Genomic DNA, 17,279 nt, shown 5'->3' on the forward strand with positions numbered 1-17,279 from the left:
TCCTACAAGGCCAATCCCTTTCATTTGCAGGACGTTTCCTAGATGATTCCGCACGCTTGCGCCTGGCAAATCCGCTGGCTAGTCTCGGTCCGTCACTGCTCATCAGTGATCGGGATTAGTAGCCCGGATCGATAGGTGCATAGCGTGTTCATGATCATGTCTGGCAATTTGCCGGATGCTGAATATGGTGGCTGTGCGTGGGGCACCTTTGGGTGCGCCGGTTTGCCTATTGACCGGTCTACTAACCTGCGCGCAGCCGCCACCCATCGTTTTAGTAGGCGAAAAGTGGCGGCTCCCATGCATCAATAGGAGCAACACAAGTGAAAAAACCAGTCCCCGATCCACCTCCCGAAACCTCAAGCAAAGACAACGACGATCCGCTTAAAGGTCGTTCAGCGCTTTACCACGCAATCGATTTTTACCTCACCCGCGAACATACCGGCGCACCGGACGAACTGCGCTTCTACAACGTCAGCCAGGACGTGAACTTCGAAGACACGCAACTCTATGTCGCCGACCTACTGCGCTGCGCCTCGGTCACCGCTTATCGGTGTGGCGATCAACTGAAAGGTGCCGACAGGGCCATGGTGTTCTCTATTTGGCATTTGCTGGAAATTGCCAAGGCGATGGTTGACCGGTCCATTGAATGTCTGGGGATGAAGCACAGCGGAAACCGGCCTGAATAATCGGTCGACAGTTAAATCGCCATTCGCGGGCAAGTCGGATCGCCGCACCGCTCGCTCCTACAGGGAAATGTGGTCCTCTGTAGGAGCGAGCGGTGCGGCGATCCGACTTGCCCGCGAATGGCTGCGCAGCAGCCCCAGACCTGATGGCGTATATTCGGCGAATCCCAATTGCCTGCGCAGCCCGCCATGAAACAAACCCCAGACGATCTTGAGAAAATCACCTCCACCACCCTCGGTCATTACAACTCGGTGGCCGAAGGTTTTCGCGAAGGGACGCGTGATCACGATGTCAGCCAGAACATTGATGCACTGCTGCGGCATATTCAGGGTGAGGCGCCCTTCGACATCCTCGACTTTGGCTGCGGGCCGGGTCGGGATTTGCAGACGTTCACGCGCATGGGCCACACCGCTGTCGGCCTCGACGGTTCGGAAAAGTTTGCGCAAATGGCGCGTGAAGACAGTGGATGCGAGGTGTGGCAGCAGGATTTTTTGAAGCTTGATTTGCCGGCTGAACGCTTTGACGGAATTTTTGCCAACGCGGTGCTGTTTCACATTCCGCGTCAGGAATTGCCACGGGTGTTGAAGGAATTGCGCGGTGCGTTGAAGCCGGGTGGGGTGTTGTTCAGTTCCAATCCGCGTGGTGAGAATCAGGAGGGGTGGAATGGGCCGCGGTATGGGGCTTATCACGATCTTCAGGCGTGGCAGGATTTGCTGACCGCGGCGGGGTTTGTGGAGTTGGAGCATTACTACCGACCGGCGGGGCTGCCACGGGAGCAGCAGCCTTGGTTGGCGAGTGTCTGGCGTAGGGTATAAGGCTCCCAGACCTGCGGTGGCTGAGCTAAAGCCATCGCGAGCAGGCTCGCTCCCACAGGGAACCGGGTCTGCCAGAGCGACTCGTTCCACTGTGGGAGCGAGCCTGCTCGCGATTAGAGCGCGAAGCGCTCTGCTTTTACTGGACCTCTTTTTTCGGCTCGCGAATCTTGTACCAGGCCACATACAGCGCCGGCAAAAACAGCAGCGTCAGCAACGTCGCGATGATGATGCCGCCGATCATCGCGTAGGCCATCGGCCCCCAGAACACTTCCCGGGCAATCGGGATCATCCCCAGGCTCGCCGCCGCAGCCGTCAGCAGAATCGGCCGGCGACGGTGTTCCGTGGCTTGCGCCACCGCATCCCACGGTGACAGCCCCTCTTTCTCCAGGGCGTCGATCTGCGTCACGAGAATGACCGAGTTGCGGATGATGATGCCGATCAGCGCCAGAATCCCCAGGATCGCCACGAAGCCCATCGGCGTGCCGGTGGGAATCAGCGCCAGCACCACGCCGATCAGGCCGAGCGGTGCGACGCTCGCCACCAGGAACAACTTCTGCACACTGTGCAGCTGGATCATCAGGAAGGTCGCCATCAGGAACAGCATCAACGGCACCACCTTGGCAATCGGCCCCTGGGCCTTGCCGCTTTCCTCAACCGTACCGCCCGTGGCGACCTTGTAGCCCACCGGCAAAGCGGCGGCGAATTTGTCGATCTCCGGTTTCAGTTGCTTGACCAGATCGGTCGGCTGAATCTCGTCGCGCACCGCAGCCTTGATGGTGATGGTCGGCTTGCGGTCGCGACGCCACACCAACGGCTGCTCCAGTTCATAACGCACGGTGGCGAAAGCCAGCAGCGGGATCGAAGTGCCGCTGGGCGTGACGATCTGCAGGTTCTGCAACGTTTCCGGCGTACCGCGCTCCGCATCCACCGCGCGGCCCACGACGTTGATCAGGTAGATATCGTCATCAACCTGCGTCACCGGCGCACCGACGACGATGCTGTTCATCAGGTTGGCCACGTCTTCCGACGACAATCCCAGTTGCCGCACCTTGTCCTGTGCGATGTCGATGCGCAGGACTTTGCCCGGCTCGTTCCAGTCGTAAATGATCTCGCCGATGTGCGAGTTCTTGTCCAGTTCGGTGGCCAGGGCGATGGCGTGTTTGCGCACCTGGTCGATGTCCTTGCCGCTGACCCGGTACTGGATCGGCCGCCCGACAGGCGGGCCCATTTCCAGCGCCTGCACATAACTGCCGATGCCGACAAAATCCTTGCGCAAGCGCTCGCGCAAACGCTGACTCAGGGCTTCTCGCGATTCCAGGCCTTTGCTGACGATGACCAATTGCGCGTAGTACGGGTTTTGCAATTGCTGGTCGAGCGGCAGGTAGAAACGGATCGCGCCTTCGCCGATGTAGGTGCTCCAGCGCACGATGTCCGGGTCGTCCTTGAGCGTCGCTTCGAGCTTGTCCACGGCTTTGCGGGTTTCGGCAATCGAAGCGTTTTGCGGCAGGTTCAGGTCGACGAGAATTTCCGGCCGGTCCGAGGACGGGAAGAACTGGTTCTGCACAAACTGCATGGAAAACACCGATGCCACGAACAAGGCAATGGTGATGCCGATGGCCCACCAGCGATTACGCATGGACCAGAGCATGCCGTAATTGAAGGCACGACCGATGCGACCAGGCTCTGCGTCGTGAGGTTTCACGTTGGCGCTGAGGATGTGTACGCCGATCACCGGCGCGAACAACACCGCAACAACCCACGACACCAGCATCGCCACGGCAATCACCGCGAACAGCGTGAAGGTGTACTCACCCGCCGAACTGGCGTTCAGGCCGATCGGTACAAAACCGGCCACCGTCACCAGCGTACCGGTGAGCATCGGGAACGCAGTCGAGGTGTAGGCGAACGTGGCTGCCTGCTCCTTGTTTTCGCCCATCTCCAGTCGGGTGACCATCATCTCGACCGTGATCATCGCGTCGTCCACCAGCAGGCCGAGGGCGATGATCAGCGCGCCGAGGGAAATCCGCTGCATGGTGATGCCGCTGTATTCCATGAAGACGAAGACCATCGCCAGTACCAGCGGAATCGAGCACGCCACCACTAACCCGGCGCGCACGCCGAGGCTGACGAAGCTGACCACCAGCACGATCACCACCGCTTCGAACAGCGCGCTGGTGAAGCCGCCAACGGCCTTTTCCACCACGGCGGCCTGGTCGGAAACGTTGTACACACCGACGCCCACCGGCAAATCGGCGGTCAGGTCGGTCATGCGCTGGTGCAACGCCTTGCCGAAATCCTGAATGTTGCCGCCCTTCTTCATGGCAATGGCCAGGCCGATGGCCGGATGGCCGTTGTAGCGAAACTCCGGGGTTGCCGGGTCGACATAACCCCGACTGATGTCGGCAATGTCGGCCAGGCGATAGAAGCGATCGTTGAGCCGCAGGTTGACGTTTTCCAGGTCTTTCTCGGAAGCGAACTGCCCGGTGGTGCGAATGGAAATCCGCTCGGGGCCGGCTTCAATGACCCCGGCCGGCGTCACGGCGTTTTGCGATTGCAGGCTTTCCACGACCTGACGCTGATCAATGCCCAGCGCCGCCAGTTTGCGGGTTGAGAAGTTCAGGTAGAGCACCTCGTCCTGCTCGCCGACCATCTCGACCTTGCCCAGCCCCGGCACCTCACGAATCTCGGCGCGGACCTGCTCGACGTAATCGCGCAACTGGCGCATCGACAAGCCGTCAGCGGTGAAGGCGTACACCGAACCGAACACATCACCGAATTCGTCGTTGAACCCAGGCCCTTGCAAGCCCTTGGGGAACTGGCCGCGAATGTCGTTGATCTTCTTGCGCACCTGGTACCAGATTTCCGGGATGTCCTTGGCGCTGGTGGTGTCGCGCAGGTTCACGAAGACCGTGGACTCACCGGGCCGTGTATAGCTTTTCACATAGTCGAGGGAGTCGAGTTCTTCGAGCTTTTTCTCGATGCGGTCGGTGACCTGCTTGAGGGTTTCTTCCTGGGTCGCACCCGGCCAGCTGGACTGGATGACCATGGTCTTGATGGTGAACGAGGGGTCCTCCTCGCGGCCGAGGTTCATGTACGAGAACACGCCCATCAGCAGCGCGATGAACATCAAATACCAGACAAACGACTGATGCTTGAGGGCCCATTCGGATAAGTTGAAACTCCCTTTCATTGTGGGCTGTCCTCATCGATTTTCACTTTCTGCCCAGGCTTCAGGCTGTTCACACCGGCACTCACGACACGCTCGCCGGACTTCACGCCGCTGGCCAGGACCATGGTGGAATCGGTGCGGCTGATCAGGCTGATGTCACGCGGGGAAACGGTTTGGGTCTGCGGGTCGATGACCCAGATCCGCGATTTGCCATCGACTTCTTGCAGCGCGGTCAGAGGCAGTTCGATACGCGGTTTGATCGCGGAGCTGAGGGTGACGCTGATTGCCGTGCCCAGGCGAAACCCCGGCGGTGTGTCGGTCAGGGTCAGGCGGGCACGCCGGGTGCGGGTGGCGCTCTGGGCCTGGGGTTCGATTTCGCGGACGATGGCGGTGGTGGTGATGCTCGGTTCCAGTTGCACGGCGACCTGAAACACCACGTCCGCTGGCAACTGATCGACCAGCGTGTCGGGCAGGTCAATCACCGCTTCCTTGATGTCCGGCTGCGCCAGGGTCACCACTTGCTGGCCAGCGGTCACCACTTGCCCGGCTTCGGCGTTCCACGCGGTGACGATGGCTTTGTGGTCGGTGCGCAACTCGACATAATCGAGTTGGTCCTTGGCCTGATCGACCGCCGCCTTCGCTTGATCGAGGGAGGCCTGAGTGGTTTTCAGATCGGTCTGGGCGATGTCCAGTTGCGCCTGCGCACCGACCCCGCGATCGAACAGCTCCTGCTGACGCCGGGCGTTGGCCTGGGCGTTGATCAGTTGTGCCTGGACCTTCGCCAGATCGCCCTGAGCCGAGCGCAGCTGGTTTTGCTGATCGGTGGGATCGAGGGTCGCGAGCAAGGCGCCCTTCTCGACCTCGGCGCCGACATCGACGTTGCGACTGGCAATGCGCCCCGGTACGCGGAAGCCGACATTGGTTTCGTATCGGGCCTGAATGCTGCCGGCAAAGCGGCCGAGACTCTCCTCGCCCAGCGCCTGGACCTTGATCGACAGCACCGGACGCACCGGCTCTGGCGGCGGTTCTTCTTTCGAGCAGGCCACCAGCAGCATTCCGGTAAACACCAGCAACACGCGCTTCATGGCTGGGCTCCCGCAGCTAAATCCTTGTAGGTGTTTTCGGCGATTTCCACTTTGACGCCGGGGTGCAGCAACTGACCGCCGGCAATGACGACTTTTTCGCCGCCCTTAAGGCCATCGCTGATGATGACTTTGCCGGTCAGGTAACGACTCACCGTCACCGTATGCAATTGCGCCTTGCCCTCGTCATCTACCAGCCACACGGCCGATTCGCTGAGGTTTTTGGTCAGCGCCGACCATGGCAGTTCGATTGCGGATTTGCTCGGCGTCTTCGCCGTGCCGCTGATCACCGAGCCAAGCTGCATGCCTTCCGGCAGACCGTTGAGGGTGACCTTGACCTGCACCGTACCGGTCTGCGCGGAAACGGCCGGGGTGACTTCCCGAACCGTGCCCGTGGTCTTGATGGCCGGGTTTTCGAGCAAGCTCACCACAATTGTTTTGCCCTCAGGGTCCTCTGTCAGCAGCGACTCGTAGACGTTGAACACCGCGTCGCGCTCACCGTCGCGCGCCAGGCTGAAAATCGGCATCGTGGCCTGCACCACCTGGCCGACTTCGGCCTGCCGGGCAGTGATCACTCCCGGCGCGTCGGCGATCAGCGCGGTGTAACTCAGTTGCTCGCGGGCGTTGGCCAGTTGCGCCTGGGCAGCCGTCAGCGCGCTCTGGCTGCTGCGCAATGCGGCCTGGGCAGAGTCGAACTCGCTTTGACTGGTGTAGCCCTTGGGCAGGAGTTTTTGCTGGCGGACGAAGGCGGCGGCGGCCTGTTTGACCCGCGCCTGCTCGGCGACGACCTGCGCCTGGGCCGAGTCGACATTGGTTTGCAGGTCTTTGGGGTCGAGCCTGGCGAGCACTTGCTTGGCCGACACCCGGTCACCGACATCGACCGAACGCTGGATGATCTTGCCGCCGACACGGAACGACAGCTCTGTCTGGACGCGCGCCTGAACATCACCGGTGAGGGTCACGGACGCGGCGTAATCCGCGGCGTTGACGACTTGCACGAATACCCGCGGACGATCCTTTTCGACCTGGGGTTTTTCCCCGCAGGCCCCCAGCAGGACAAGAAGACTCAGGCCAACCACTCTTTTCAATCCGGGACCAGCCATGCAGACTCCTTTGCGTCGTACGAACGTGCCAATGGCGATACGACTGTGAGCTTAGAACAGGGTTCAACAGGTGCACAGGTTTGCTGCACTCATAGCAGTAAGGAAGCTTCCCATGCTCAAAACCCTAGCGGTGGCCAATTACCGCTCGATCAATAAACTGGTGATTCCACTGGGTCGTCTGAACCTGATCACCGGGCCGAACGGCAGTGGCAAATCCAACCTTTACCGCGCGTTGCGCCTGCTGGCGGAAACCGCTCAGGGCGGCGTGGTCAATGCGTTGGCCCGCGAAGGAGGCCTGGATTCGACCTTCTGGGCGGGACCTGAAGCCATCACCCGGCGTATGCGCAACGGCGAAGTGCCGATCGAGGCGACCGTTCGCCACGGCGTCAAACGCTTGCGCCTGGGGTTTGCCGGGGACGACTTCGGTTATTCGATCAGCCTGGGGTTGCCCGATTCCAACGGTCATTTCATGTTGCCCGGGCACAGCACCCCCATTGCGTCACGGTTCAGCCTCGATCCGCAAATCAAGCGTGAATGCCTGTGGGCCGGGGCGCATTATCGTCCGGCGAGCCTGCTGGTGGATCGCGACGGCCCGATGATCCGCACCCGAGCCAACCGCAGCTGGGACGTGCTGGCTCAGCACACGCCGACGTTCGACAGCCTGTTCGATCAGGTAGGCAGCTTGCGGACCTCGCCAGAGGTGCTGGAGATGCGTGAGTTCATCCGTCGCTGGCGCTTCTACGATCACTTTCGCAGCGACGCCGACGCGCCGGTGCGTCAGCCACAACTGGGCACCCGCACCCCGGTGCTGCACCACGACGGCAGAGACCTGGCGGCGGCGTTGCAGACCATTATCGAAATTGGCGACCCCGAAGCTTTGCGCAACGCCATCAGCGATGCATTTCCCGGTGCGCGTCTGCATATCGAGCCGCTGGCGGGCGGCCGGTTTGCCATCGAGTTTTATCAGGAAGGGTTATTGCGGCCGTTGTCGGCGGCGGAGTTGTCCGATGGGACGTTGCGCTACTTGCTGTTGGTGGCGGCGCTGCTGACACCGCGCCCCCCGACGCTGATGGTGCTGAACGAGCCGGAAACCAGCCTGCACCCGGACCTGTTGCCGGCGTTGGCGCGCTTGATTATCCGTGCGTCAGAGCAGTGTCAGGTGTGGGTGGTGTCCCATGCCCGGCGGTTGATTTCGGCGTTGCAGGAGGATCCCGAGTGCAATTGCATCGTACTGGAGAAAAACCTGGGCCAGACCGGGATTGTCGGGCAGCGGATGCTGGATGAGCCGGCGTGGCATTGGCCGGATTGAGCGGCGCCGCTGAAACCAATCGCCAGCAAGCCGGCTCCTACAGGATCGCGGTGATCCACTTGTAGGAGCCGGCTTGCTGGCGATAGCGGTCGAAAGACCGCTGCAAAAACTACAGAATCACCCCTGCCACTTCCCACCCTCGACAATCACGCTCTCAGGCTTGGTGTCATCGCTCAATTCCTTGCGCACATACTGGTCGTACAGCTTGAGCAGATACTTCTCTTCACCCAGCTTCGCCAACTCGGCGTTCACCCAGTCACGCAGCTCGATATTGCCCTTCTTCACAGCCGGTGCAATCGGCGCTTCTGCACCGAGTTTCTGATCCAGCACGCGGTAGCCAGGGTTCTGCTTGGCCCAGCTGAACAGCACCAGATTGTCCTGCGCATAGGCATCGCCGCGACCGTTGGCCAGGGCTTGCAGGGACTCGGAGTTTTTCTCGAACTTCAGCAGTTTCCAGTCCGGGTGATTCTTGGTCAGCCAGATATCCGCCGTGGTGCCGGTGGTGACAATGGTGGTGCGGGTCGCCAGGTCATCGAGGTTTTTCACTTCGCTGGCCTGTGGCACCAATGCCTGTACTGCAACTTTCAGGTTTGGGTTGGTGAAGTCCACCGCTTCCTTGCGCTCCGGGGTCACGGTCATGTTGGCCAGGATCAGGTCGACCTTGTCACTTTGCAGGAACGGAATCCGGCTCGCCGGTTCTACCGCGACGAACTCGACCTTGTTCTCATCGCCGAGCAGATCCTTGGCAAATTGGCGGCCGATGTCAGTGTCAAAACCAACGTAACGCCCCGCTTCATTGACGAAACCAAACGGCGGTTTGTCAGTGAAAACGCCGACGATCAACTTGTCCCGCGCCTTGATTTTGTCCAGGTAGCTGGCCGGCGCAGTGCTTTCGCTGGCGACTTTCGGCTTCGCGGGTTCTTCGGTTTTGTTGCAGCCGGCCAGCAACGCGAGGCCGAGCAGCGGGAGTAACAGTAGAGAAGACTTGGCAGTTTTCATGGCAGTTCCAGTTCCTTTGTTTGAGTCGTTTTGGGTAGTGCGGCGACGTAGGAGAACTTCTCCAGGAACTGCTGCGCTCGTGCGGTTTGCGGGTTCGTAAAGAAAATCTCGGGAGGGTTTTGCTCAAGGATTCGCCCGGCATCCATGAACACGATGCGGTCAGCCACGGCGCGGGCGAACGCCATTTCGTGGGTGACGATCAACAGCGTCATGCCCTCGCGGGCCAGGCCCTGAATGACTTCCAGCACTTCCTTGACCATTTCCGGGTCGAGGGCGGCGGTGACTTCATCGAACAACATGACTTTGGGGTTCATGCACAACGAACGGACGATGGCGATGCGTTGCTGCTGGCCGCCGGAGAGCTGGCGAGGAAAGGCGTCGCGCTTGTCCGATAGGCCCACGCGCGCCAGCAAGGTTTCGGCCTGATCCCGGGCTTCGCGACGCTCGCGGTTTTGCACCTTGACCGGGCCGAGCAGCAGGTTGTCGAGCACGCTCATGTGCGGGAACAGGTGATAGCTCTGGAACACCATGCCGATCTGCTGGCGCACTTCGCGCCAGTCGGTGCCTTTGTCCAGCAGCTCGCGGCCGGCAAATGTCAGGCTGCCGCTGTGCGCGACTTCCAACCCGTTGAGGCAACGCAACAGGGTACTTTTACCGCAGCCGCTGGGGCCGAGGATGACGATCACTTCGCCGGATTTCACCTTCAGGTCGATGCCGTCGAGCACTTGTTGCTCGCCAAAAAACTTGTTGAAACCCTTGAACTCGATCAATGCGCTCATGCTTGCGTCCAGCGCCGCTCCAGCTCGCGCGAGGCGGCCGAGAGCGGGTAGCAGATGAAAAAGAAAAACAGAAACAGCGCGCCGTAGATCAGCACGGATTCGTAGGTGCGTTCGATGATCTGCTGGCCGACCTTGATCACGTCCACCACGCCGATCAGCACCGCCAGGGAGCTGGTCTTGATGATCCGCGTGTAGACGTTGATGGTCGGCGGGGTCATGCGTTTCAGCGCCTGGGGCAACAGCACGTAGCCGTAGAGTTGCGGGCCGTTCAAGCCGATCGACAGGCCTGCTTCACGCTGGCCGCGTGGCAACGAATGCAAGGCGCCGCGCACCACTTCACCGACTTCGCTGGCGCCCCACAGCGACAGCACCAGCACCGCGCACCAGAAGCTCGGAATGCTCAGGCCGAAGAAAATCGGCAGACCGAAGAACAGCAGATACAACCAGACCAGCACCGGGATCGCTCGGAACAGCTCCAGGTACACGCGCAAAATTGCGTTCAGCCATTTCGAATTCAGCGTACGCAAAACGCCGTAAAGCACACCGCCAACGGTGCTGATGGCGATGCTCAGGAAAGAGATCGACAGGGTTTGCGCAGCGCCCTTGCCCAATTGCGGCAACGACACCCACAGCAACTCAAGACCCGAACTGGCCATGCTGGAGCCTCCTTTCCAGACGGCTGAGCAGCAGCGACAGCGGCAAAAACAGCAGCACGCAAATCAGCGTCAGCACGGCGAGCATTTCGTAGGTTTTGTAGTAGAGCGCGATGTAGCTTTTGGTGGTGTAGAGAATTTCCGGAACCGCTACGGCCGAGACCACGGTGGTCTCTTTCAGCAAGAAAATGAAATTGGCGAACAGCGACGGCAGGCTGAGGATGCCGGCCTGCGGCAGGATCACGTAGCGCAGCAATTGCCCATGGGACAAGCCGATGGAGCGGCCGGATTCGAGCTGCGCCTGGGGCACCGCATCCACCCCGGCGCGCAGCACTTCCGTGAGGTAAGCGCCGCCCAGGAACGTCATGGTGATAATCGCCGCCGTGAAGCCTGACACCTTGATGCCCAGCGCCGGCAAGGCGAAATACACGAAGAACAGTTGAATGAGCAGCGGCGTGTTGCGCGCCAGTTCTACGTACAACCCGACCAGGCGTTGCAGGTAAGGCGTGCGGAACACCAGGATCGTTGCGTTGATCAAGGCCACCAGCAACGAGGTGCCGATGGCGATGAAGCCGACCTGCAGCGTCACGCCCACGGCCTTGAGAAATGCCGGCAGGGTGCTGAGGATAAAAGCGTAATCGAAGTTCATTGAACATCCTGGACGTCGCTCGGTAAGCGACGGTGGTGCAGTCCATGGGGGGTGGATAACCTCCCGGCAGGCACCGACTTTAAAGGTATAAGAACTAGAATTTAAATACCGTTAAAGCATATTGATATCACGCAAAAAACTATCCGGTGAATTTGCCGAGAAGGAGGAAGACGACTATTTTCCTTTTCGCTGTAGGAAGGATCTTTTTTTCGAAATAGCCCTCCAAGGACGCACAGCTTTTGGCCAGACTCCCGGCCGAACCATCACAAGGAAGAGAACATGGCTGACGTAAAAGTACCGCAACGGCTTGATCCGCAAGACATCGTGAAGCTGCTGGTGGCGTTGCGCAGGGCGTTGAAGGCCCGGGTGGCCTAAGCCTTCGGAGCACGCCTATCCCCTGTAGGAGCGAGGCTTGCCCGCGAAGGCGTCCGGCCTGATACACCGCGTCGTCTGAATCGCCAGCAAGCTGGCTCCTACAAGAGTGCCGCCTTTGTGAGCAGGCTCGCTCCTACATTTGGAATGTGCACGCGCAATAAAAAACGCCGACGCTATTGCTAGCCGTCGGCGTTCGAAACCTTGAAGGGGTTTAATGCTGCGTCCAATTAGAACGCCGGCAGTACCGCGCCGCTGTATTTCTTGGCGATGAAGGCTTTCACTTCCGGGCTGGTCAACGCCTTGGCCAGTTTCTGGATGGCTACGCTGTCCTTGTTGTCTGGACGAGCCACCAGGAAGTTCACGTAAGGCGAATCAGCACCTTCGATCACCAGCGCATCTTTAGCCGGGTTCAGACCTGCTTCCAGCGCGTAGTTGGTGTTGATCAGGTCCAGGTCAACCTGGTCCAGAACGCGCGGCAACATGGCCGATTCCAGTTCCTTGAACTTGAAGTTGTGCGGGTTCTTGGCGATGTCTTTCGGAGTAGCCAAAGCGTTTTTCGGGTCTTTCAACTCGATCAGGCCAGCTTTCTGCAGCAGAAGCAGAGCACGGCCGCTGTTGCTGCCTTCGTTCGGCAGAGCGATGGTCGCGCCGTTTGGCAGGTCAGCCAGTTTTTTGTACTTCTTCGAGTAGCCACCGAACGGTTCAACGTGAACGCCGATCACGGTCACCAGGTTGGTGCCTTTGCCTTCGTTGAAGTTTTTCAGGTACGGCAGGGTCTGGAAGTAGTTGGCGTCCAGACGCTTCTGGTCAACTTGTACGTTCGGCTGAACATAGTCGGTGAACACTTTGATTTCCAGGTCCACGCCTTCTTTGGCGAGGGTTGGCTTGATCAGTTCCAGAATCTCGGCGTGTGGGACCGGGGTCGCCGCAATTACCAGTTTCTCGCCAGCCTGGGCCAGGCCCGCGGTCAGGGCAGCCGCCAATGCGGTGAACAACAGAACCTTTTTCATGCAGTGTCCTTATCGAAAATCACGGTCGTCATCGACGACGGCTTGTTTAGTACGAGTGCCAGTGAAGTGCTATCGCTGGCGTGAAGCGGACAATACCGGGATTTTTTATTCCCGAACAATATCTTTTATTCACTTTCATATTCCATTTTGTTCATACAGCTCTAACTCACATGTTGCCTGCATTTCGCCGCACTCACCTGTAGGAGCGAGGCTTGCCCGCGAAGGCGTCCTTCCAGAAAATCCGTGTCGTCTGGTTCGCGAGCAAGCTTCGCTCCTACAAGAGCTCGGTGTGTTCGTGATCTGTAGGAGCGAGGCTTGCCCGCGAAGGCGTCCGGCCTGATACACCGCGTTGTCTGGATCGCCAGCAAGCCGGCTCCTACAGGAGTGCGGTGTTTTTGAGGAGGTTTTTCAGGGCGGCTTGTTCGGTGGCGGTGCCTTTGGTGAGGATGTGCTGGAGCTGCTGCTCGATCTGCGTCAGCGGCGCTGGTGCTTCGGGCAGGTTCAAATGTTCGGGCAGGATCTCGTCGCCAGTGCTGACCAGCAATGCAAAGTGAATGACGTTTTCCAGCTCCCGGGTGTTGCCCGGCCAGCTGTGCTGTTCCAGCAACTGCTGCGCAGCTTCGCTGATCAGCGGCACCGGCAGGTCCAGGCGCTGGCTGTAGATGCCTAGGAAGTACTCGGACAACGACAGGATATCGCCCACCCGCTCACGCAACGCCGGCAGTTCCAGCTGACCTTCGCTGAGGTAGTGATACAGCCGCTCATGGAATTTCCCTGCGGCCACGGCTTGCGCCAGATCAATGCTGGTCGCGGCCACGAGACGCACGTCCACCGGGCTCGGTTGATGCGCGCCGACGCGGGTGACTTCGTGGTTTTCCAGTGCGGCGAGCAACTTGATCTGGATCGGCAGCGGCAAGTCGCCGATCTCGTCCAGGTACAGCGTGCCGCCATTGGCCGAACCGAACCAGCCAGCACGACTGCTCGCCGAACCGGTGTAACTGCCAGCGGCATAACCGAACAATTCGGCGTCGGCGTAGGTCGGGCTGATTGCGCCGCAATTGACCGACACGAACAACCCACCACGATCACTGGCGCGATGAATGTGCCGCGCCAGCAGTTCTTTACCACTACCGGTTTCGCCCCGGATCAACACGGAGATCGAACGCGGGGCCAGTTGCTCCAGCTCGGCGCGCAATTGACGCGAGCGCGGATCGACGAACACCAACGCCTTGGCGCGGATGCTCAGCGGACTTTTTTCTGCGTCGGGAAAGGTCAGCAGCGGCTGACCGAAGGCTTCAAAACTCATGGCAGACTCCCGCCCAAAACCGCCGGGAGACGGGGGGCGATGTTAAAAAAAGAAAAGGTTCAAGCGCGGCGCAGGGCGTGATGTTCCATGCGGTTTTGCAGGCGATACAGATAAGCAAAACCCTGCTCCCAGCGCTGATGACCGGACTTCACGTTGATGTGTCCGGCACCCGACAGTATTCCTGCCTCGGCGCCCCAGTTACGTGCCAGTTCCAACGCACGCGGTGCGCTGACAGCGGCGTCGTTGTCGGAGCTGACCACCTGGCTCGGGAACGGCAAAAGGCTCGTCGGAATCGGCGCGAAGTTGCGCAAGGCTGGCGCGCAGGCCGGGCGCTCGACGTCCGCCGGGGCGACCAGCAAGGCACCGCGCACCTGGCGCAAAAAATTCAGCGGTGCAGTGGCTGCCCAATGCGCGACCGTGATGCAACCCAGGCTATGGGCAATCAAAATCACCGGCGTGCTGTCAGCGGCAATCGCCTCGGCCAATGCCGCCACCCAGTCTTCACGACGGGGCGTCAGCCAATCGGCCTGCTCCACCCGCGCGCTGTTCGGCAAGCTGTTCTGCCAGTGGCTTTGCCAATGATCTTCTGGCGATCCTTGCCAGCCCGGCACAATCAGATAGCGAATTGATTCGTTGCGCATGGGGGAACTCTCCTGCTGCGTGTCTGTTCCTGATCGAGTATAGGGAGGAGAGTTATATTCGTTAAGGAATAAGAAGCTATTTATTAAGACCTATAAAGAATATGAGAGACACACGACCTGTAGGAGCCGGCTTGCTGGCGATAGCGGTCGGTCAATTAGCATTTCCATTGGCTGGACGGACGCCATCGCCGGCAAGCCGGCTCCTACAGGAGCGTGGGTTTTCTCGAGGCATAAAAAAGGGGCCGCACCCTGCCAAGGAGACGGCCCCGGAAAATCGAAAATCGGTCAGCGTGCGGTAATCACCGACAACTTGGTAATCCCTGCCCGCTCAATCGACGCCATGGCTCGCGCCACTTCGCCGTAATTCACCCCGTCGTCCGCCTGCAATTGCACACGCACTTCGGGATCCTTGGCCTTCGCCGACTTGAGGTTGAACTCCAGCAAGTCCGGCTGAATTTCGTCCTTGTTGATAAACAGTTTTCCGGCACCGTCGATGCTCACGACCAGCGGGTCCTTCTGCTCCACCGGCGCCACGGCCTCGGTCTTGGGCAGGTTGATCGGGATCGCGTTGGTCAGCAGCGGCGCGGTGACGATAAACACCACCAGCAGCACCAGCATCACATCCACCAGCGGTGTCACGTTGATCTCGCTCAGCACCTCATCGCTGTCTTGCGTGGAGAAAGCCATCTCAGGACGCCTCCTTCACTTTCTGCGCGCTGCCCGATGCGGCGGTTTTATGTGCCGTCGGATGAATCAGCACACGGAACGAACTCTTCTGCGCCAGGCTGTAGAAGTCATGGGCGAAGTCATCCAGGTCCGCCGCCGTCAGTTTCAGACGACGCAAAAAGTAGTTGTAAACCAGCACCGCCGGTACCGCGACGGCGATCCCCACACCGGTCGCCACCAGTGCCGCGCCAATCGGCCCGGCCACGGTTTCCAGGCTGGCGGAGCCCGCTGCGCTGATTCCTTTCAACGCCTCCATGATTCCCCACACAGTGCCGAACAAACCAATGAACGGCGATGTACTGCCAATACTTGCGACCACCGCCAAACCTGTTTCCAGCGAGCGGCGCTCACGCACGATCTGCTGACGCAAGGCGCGCTCAAGACGATCCTGATGGTTGATCGCCTGGCTCAAATCCGCCGCTAGTGGCGCCTCCCCTACCTGTATGGCCGCGTAGCCGGCCTGGGCCACTCGGGCCGCTGCGCCGGGCTGGGTCTCGGCCAGCTCCGCCGCCGAATCAAGGCTCGACGCCGCCCAGAACTGCTTATGAAACTTTCGGTCCTGCACCTTGAGACGGCCGAACTGCACGCCTTTGAGCAACGCCAGGCCCCAAGTTGCAACGGAAAAAACCACCAGCAGCCAGATCACCGCGCTTTCAATGGATTCAAGTGGAGATGCCAGTAACGTCATGATGAGTTCCTCGTGTAAACGTTTCGCGCGAATTTGGTTTCGGTTTAATGAAGCTTGAAATCGATGGGCACGCTGACCCAGCCGTCCTGGGCGACCTCACCCTGCTTGGCCGGCACGAAACTCCAACGTTTCACGGCATTGATCGCCGCCTCATCGAGGGAATCGCGACCACTGCCTTTCTGGATCTGAATCTCGCCAGGCTTGCCGTTGGCCAACACATGCACCCGCAATAACACCGTGCCTTCCCAACCGCGACGCACGGCTTGCGACGGGTATTCCGGCGCCGGGTTTTTCAGGTACGCGGCATTGGCCGAGGCAGGCGTCACCGGCGTGGGTGCCGGTGGTGCAGGTGGCGCCGGGGCCGCGACAGGGGCTGCCGGTTGTGGCGGCGCGGGCGGTTGCGGGGCGACTTTTTGCACCGGTTTCGGCACGGGTTTGGCGACCGGTTTTGGCTTGGGAATCGGTTTCGGTGGCGGCGGCTTCACGGCCAGCTCGTCTTCCACCGGCGGCGGTGGCTCGACCACGGGTTGCACCGGCTGCGGCGGTGGCGGCTCGACCACGGGCGGCGCCGGACGCGAGAATTCAATCGTCATCGGCGGAATTTCCGGCGGCACGATCGGCAATGCCTTGGTCGGCTGCTGATTGACCCAATAGATGACTGCGCCATGCACCAGCAACGCCAGCACACCGAGCAGAATCGTTTCCCGGCGACTCAGAATGCCCTTGGGCGCACGCTGCAAACGCAGCTGCCCCAAGGGCACTCGGTGCACCCGGCCGAGGTCGACCAACTCGCCACCCGGCGCCTGGCGCCACAGCACCTCGTGTGCGCTGGCGGCGGTCTGGACATTGCCCATTGCTTAACTCCCTGCGGTCTCTTTGCGGATAACCGAAACGTCGTGCCAGACATCCCCCGACGACGTATCGATGGGTGAATCATTGAGGCAGACGCTTATCTCAGAAAGTAATCTTTCAAGTTATGCATAGACCAAAAACGAATATAAAAGGCCACCCATCGGCTCCAGGCCTTGCCCGGTAAGGGCTGCGGGCAACAGGCTGAAATCACATGCTTTTAAGGCATCGAAAATATTCACCAAAGGCATGATTTTTGGACCATTTTCACGGCCACGAGGCCTTGGCGCCGGCAATCGGGCGGCAGGAACAACGCTCTATTGATATTCTTTTATCATCTAATAGTTATTTGATTGCTTCGTTGACGGAATAAGCGATTACCTTTAAAAAACCTCAACCACGCTCGTCGCACATGCCATCGAGGTCGTTTCAGGATGCCGGG

16 protein-coding genes are annotated in these 17,279 nt (G+C 60.0%); 3 read left to right on the forward strand and 13 right to left on the reverse strand.

What is annotated here, in order from left to right; all coding sequences use genetic code 11:
• Positions 1-320: 320 nt before the first annotated feature.
• Positions 321-686 (forward strand): DUF6124 family protein, encoded by a 366-nt coding sequence (locus IB254_RS10725; protein ID WP_192417257.1) that lies wholly within the window; start codon positions 321-323, stop codon positions 684-686.
• A gap of 186 nt (positions 687-872) precedes the next feature.
• Entirely contained in the window at positions 873-1,499 is a 627-nt protein-coding gene (locus IB254_RS10730) for a class I SAM-dependent methyltransferase (protein ID WP_192417258.1), read from the forward strand.
• 136 nt (positions 1,500-1,635) lie between these two features.
• Here IB254_RS10730 and IB254_RS10735 read toward each other — a convergent pair whose 3' ends face one another.
• The 3 genes from IB254_RS10735 to IB254_RS10745 are packed head-to-tail and all read right to left on the reverse strand — an operon-like array spanning position 1,636 to position 6,853.
• Positions 1,636-4,689 carry an efflux RND transporter permease subunit gene (locus tag IB254_RS10735; protein WP_192417259.1) on the reverse strand — a complete coding sequence of 1,018 codons (3,054 nt, stop codon included), beginning with the start codon at positions 4,687-4,689 and terminating at the stop codon, positions 1,636-1,638.
• Positions 4,686-5,753 (reverse strand): efflux RND transporter periplasmic adaptor subunit, encoded by a 1,068-nt coding sequence (locus tag IB254_RS10740; RefSeq protein WP_192417260.1) that lies wholly within the window; start codon positions 5,751-5,753, stop codon positions 4,686-4,688. Before IB254_RS10740 ends, IB254_RS10735 begins: the two co-directional genes overlap by 4 nt.
• Positions 5,750-6,853: an efflux RND transporter periplasmic adaptor subunit gene (locus IB254_RS10745; RefSeq protein WP_192417261.1), complete on the reverse strand. Its 1,104-nt coding sequence runs from the start codon at positions 6,851-6,853 to the stop codon at positions 5,750-5,752. The genes IB254_RS10740 and IB254_RS10745 overlap by 4 nt, the downstream gene beginning before the upstream one ends.
• A 112-nt stretch (positions 6,854-6,965) precedes the next feature.
• Between IB254_RS10745 and IB254_RS10750 the strand changes: the two genes are divergently transcribed.
• Complete coding sequence (locus IB254_RS10750) at positions 6,966-8,162, forward strand: AAA family ATPase (RefSeq protein ID WP_192417262.1); 1,197 nt, start codon at positions 6,966-6,968, stop codon at positions 8,160-8,162.
• 117 nt (positions 8,163-8,279) lie between these two features.
• Here the strand turns inward: IB254_RS10750 and IB254_RS10755 are convergent, their stop codons facing one another.
• The 10 genes from IB254_RS10755 to IB254_RS10800 form a co-directional block, all read right to left on the reverse strand.
• Positions 8,280-9,161 carry a transporter substrate-binding domain-containing protein gene (locus IB254_RS10755; RefSeq protein WP_008040217.1) on the reverse strand — a complete coding sequence of 294 codons (882 nt, stop codon included), beginning with the start codon at positions 9,159-9,161 and terminating at the stop codon, positions 8,280-8,282.
• Positions 9,158-9,940 (reverse strand): amino acid ABC transporter ATP-binding protein, encoded by a 783-nt coding sequence (locus tag IB254_RS10760; RefSeq protein WP_192417263.1) that lies wholly within the window; start codon positions 9,938-9,940, stop codon positions 9,158-9,160. The genes IB254_RS10755 and IB254_RS10760 overlap by 4 nt, the downstream gene beginning before the upstream one ends.
• The gene (locus tag IB254_RS10765; RefSeq protein ID WP_192417264.1) at positions 9,937-10,596 is read right to left on the reverse strand and encodes an amino acid ABC transporter permease; all 660 of its coding nucleotides are present in this window, start codon (positions 10,594-10,596) and stop codon (positions 9,937-9,939) included. Before IB254_RS10765 ends, IB254_RS10760 begins: the two co-directional genes overlap by 4 nt.
• On the reverse strand, positions 10,577-11,242 hold the full coding sequence (locus IB254_RS10770) for an amino acid ABC transporter permease (protein WP_008032519.1): 666 nt from the start codon (positions 11,240-11,242) through the stop codon (positions 10,577-10,579). The genes IB254_RS10765 and IB254_RS10770 overlap by 20 nt, the downstream gene beginning before the upstream one ends.
• Positions 11,243-11,844: 602 nt before the next feature.
• Positions 11,845-12,627 (reverse strand): MetQ/NlpA family ABC transporter substrate-binding protein, encoded by a 783-nt coding sequence (locus tag IB254_RS10775; RefSeq protein ID WP_008040224.1) that lies wholly within the window; start codon positions 12,625-12,627, stop codon positions 11,845-11,847.
• Between the two features lie 376 nt (positions 12,628-13,003).
• Positions 13,004-13,933, reverse strand: a complete 930-nt coding sequence (locus IB254_RS10780; RefSeq protein ID WP_192417265.1) for a sigma 54-interacting transcriptional regulator — start codon at positions 13,931-13,933, stop codon at positions 13,004-13,006.
• 59 nt (positions 13,934-13,992) lie between these two features.
• A complete protein-coding gene (locus tag IB254_RS10785) occupies positions 13,993-14,574 on the reverse strand; it encodes an alpha/beta hydrolase (protein ID WP_192226691.1) in 582 nt (193 codons plus the stop codon).
• A gap of 285 nt (positions 14,575-14,859) precedes the next feature.
• Complete coding sequence (locus IB254_RS10790; protein ID WP_003220570.1) at positions 14,860-15,261, reverse strand: ExbD/TolR family protein; 402 nt, start codon at positions 15,259-15,261, stop codon at positions 14,860-14,862.
• A gap of 1 nt (position 15,262) precedes the next feature.
• Positions 15,263-15,988, reverse strand: coding sequence for a MotA/TolQ/ExbB proton channel family protein (locus tag IB254_RS10795; protein ID WP_192417266.1), 726 nt, complete (start codon positions 15,986-15,988; stop codon positions 15,263-15,265).
• A gap of 44 nt (positions 15,989-16,032) precedes the next feature.
• The gene (locus tag IB254_RS10800) at positions 16,033-16,842 is read right to left on the reverse strand and encodes an energy transducer TonB (protein WP_192417267.1); all 810 of its coding nucleotides are present in this window, start codon (positions 16,840-16,842) and stop codon (positions 16,033-16,035) included.
• Between the last annotated feature and the right edge of the window lie 437 nt (positions 16,843-17,279).

It is taken from the genome of Pseudomonas sp. PDM03 (assembly GCF_014852385.1).
GTDB lineage: Bacteria > Pseudomonadota > Gammaproteobacteria > Pseudomonadales > Pseudomonadaceae > Aquipseudomonas > Aquipseudomonas migulae.

What these genes read in the sequence shown, in the direction of transcription:
- IB254_RS10735 (WP_192417259.1), bottom strand. Translation starts at nt 4,689, where the DNA reads ATGAAAGGGAGTTTCAACTTATCCGAATGGGCCCTCAAGCATCAGTCG.
- IB254_RS10745 (WP_192417261.1), bottom strand. Translation starts at nt 6,853, where the DNA reads ATGGCTGGTCCCGGATTGAAAAGAGTGGTTGGCCTGAGTCTTCTTGTC.
- IB254_RS10790 (WP_003220570.1), bottom strand. Translation starts at nt 15,261, where the DNA reads ATGGCTTTCTCCACGCAAGACAGCGATGAGGTGCTGAGCGAGATCAAC.
- IB254_RS10750 (WP_192417262.1), top strand. Translation starts at nt 6,966, where the DNA reads ATGCTCAAAACCCTAGCGGTGGCCAATTACCGCTCGATCAATAAACTG.
- IB254_RS10785 (WP_192226691.1), bottom strand. Translation starts at nt 14,574, where the DNA reads ATGCGCAACGAATCAATTCGCTATCTGATTGTGCCGGGCTGGCAAGGA.
- IB254_RS10795 (WP_192417266.1), bottom strand. Translation starts at nt 15,988, where the DNA reads ATGACGTTACTGGCATCTCCACTTGAATCCATTGAAAGCGCGGTGATC.
- IB254_RS10730 (WP_192417258.1), top strand. Translation starts at nt 873, where the DNA reads ATGAAACAAACCCCAGACGATCTTGAGAAAATCACCTCCACCACCCTC.
- IB254_RS10780 (WP_192417265.1), bottom strand. Translation starts at nt 13,933, where the DNA reads ATGAGTTTTGAAGCCTTCGGTCAGCCGCTGCTGACCTTTCCCGACGCA.
- IB254_RS10760 (WP_192417263.1), bottom strand. Translation starts at nt 9,940, where the DNA reads ATGAGCGCATTGATCGAGTTCAAGGGTTTCAACAAGTTTTTTGGCGAG.
- IB254_RS10770 (WP_008032519.1), bottom strand. Translation starts at nt 11,242, where the DNA reads ATGAACTTCGATTACGCTTTTATCCTCAGCACCCTGCCGGCATTTCTC.
- IB254_RS10775 (WP_008040224.1), bottom strand. Translation starts at nt 12,627, where the DNA reads ATGAAAAAGGTTCTGTTGTTCACCGCATTGGCGGCTGCCCTGACCGCG.
- IB254_RS10800 (WP_192417267.1), bottom strand. Translation starts at nt 16,842, where the DNA reads ATGGGCAATGTCCAGACCGCCGCCAGCGCACACGAGGTGCTGTGGCGC.
- IB254_RS10765 (WP_192417264.1), bottom strand. Translation starts at nt 10,596, where the DNA reads ATGGCCAGTTCGGGTCTTGAGTTGCTGTGGGTGTCGTTGCCGCAATTG.
- IB254_RS10740 (WP_192417260.1), bottom strand. Translation starts at nt 5,753, where the DNA reads ATGAAGCGCGTGTTGCTGGTGTTTACCGGAATGCTGCTGGTGGCCTGC.
- IB254_RS10755 (WP_008040217.1), bottom strand. Translation starts at nt 9,161, where the DNA reads ATGAAAACTGCCAAGTCTTCTCTACTGTTACTCCCGCTGCTCGGCCTC.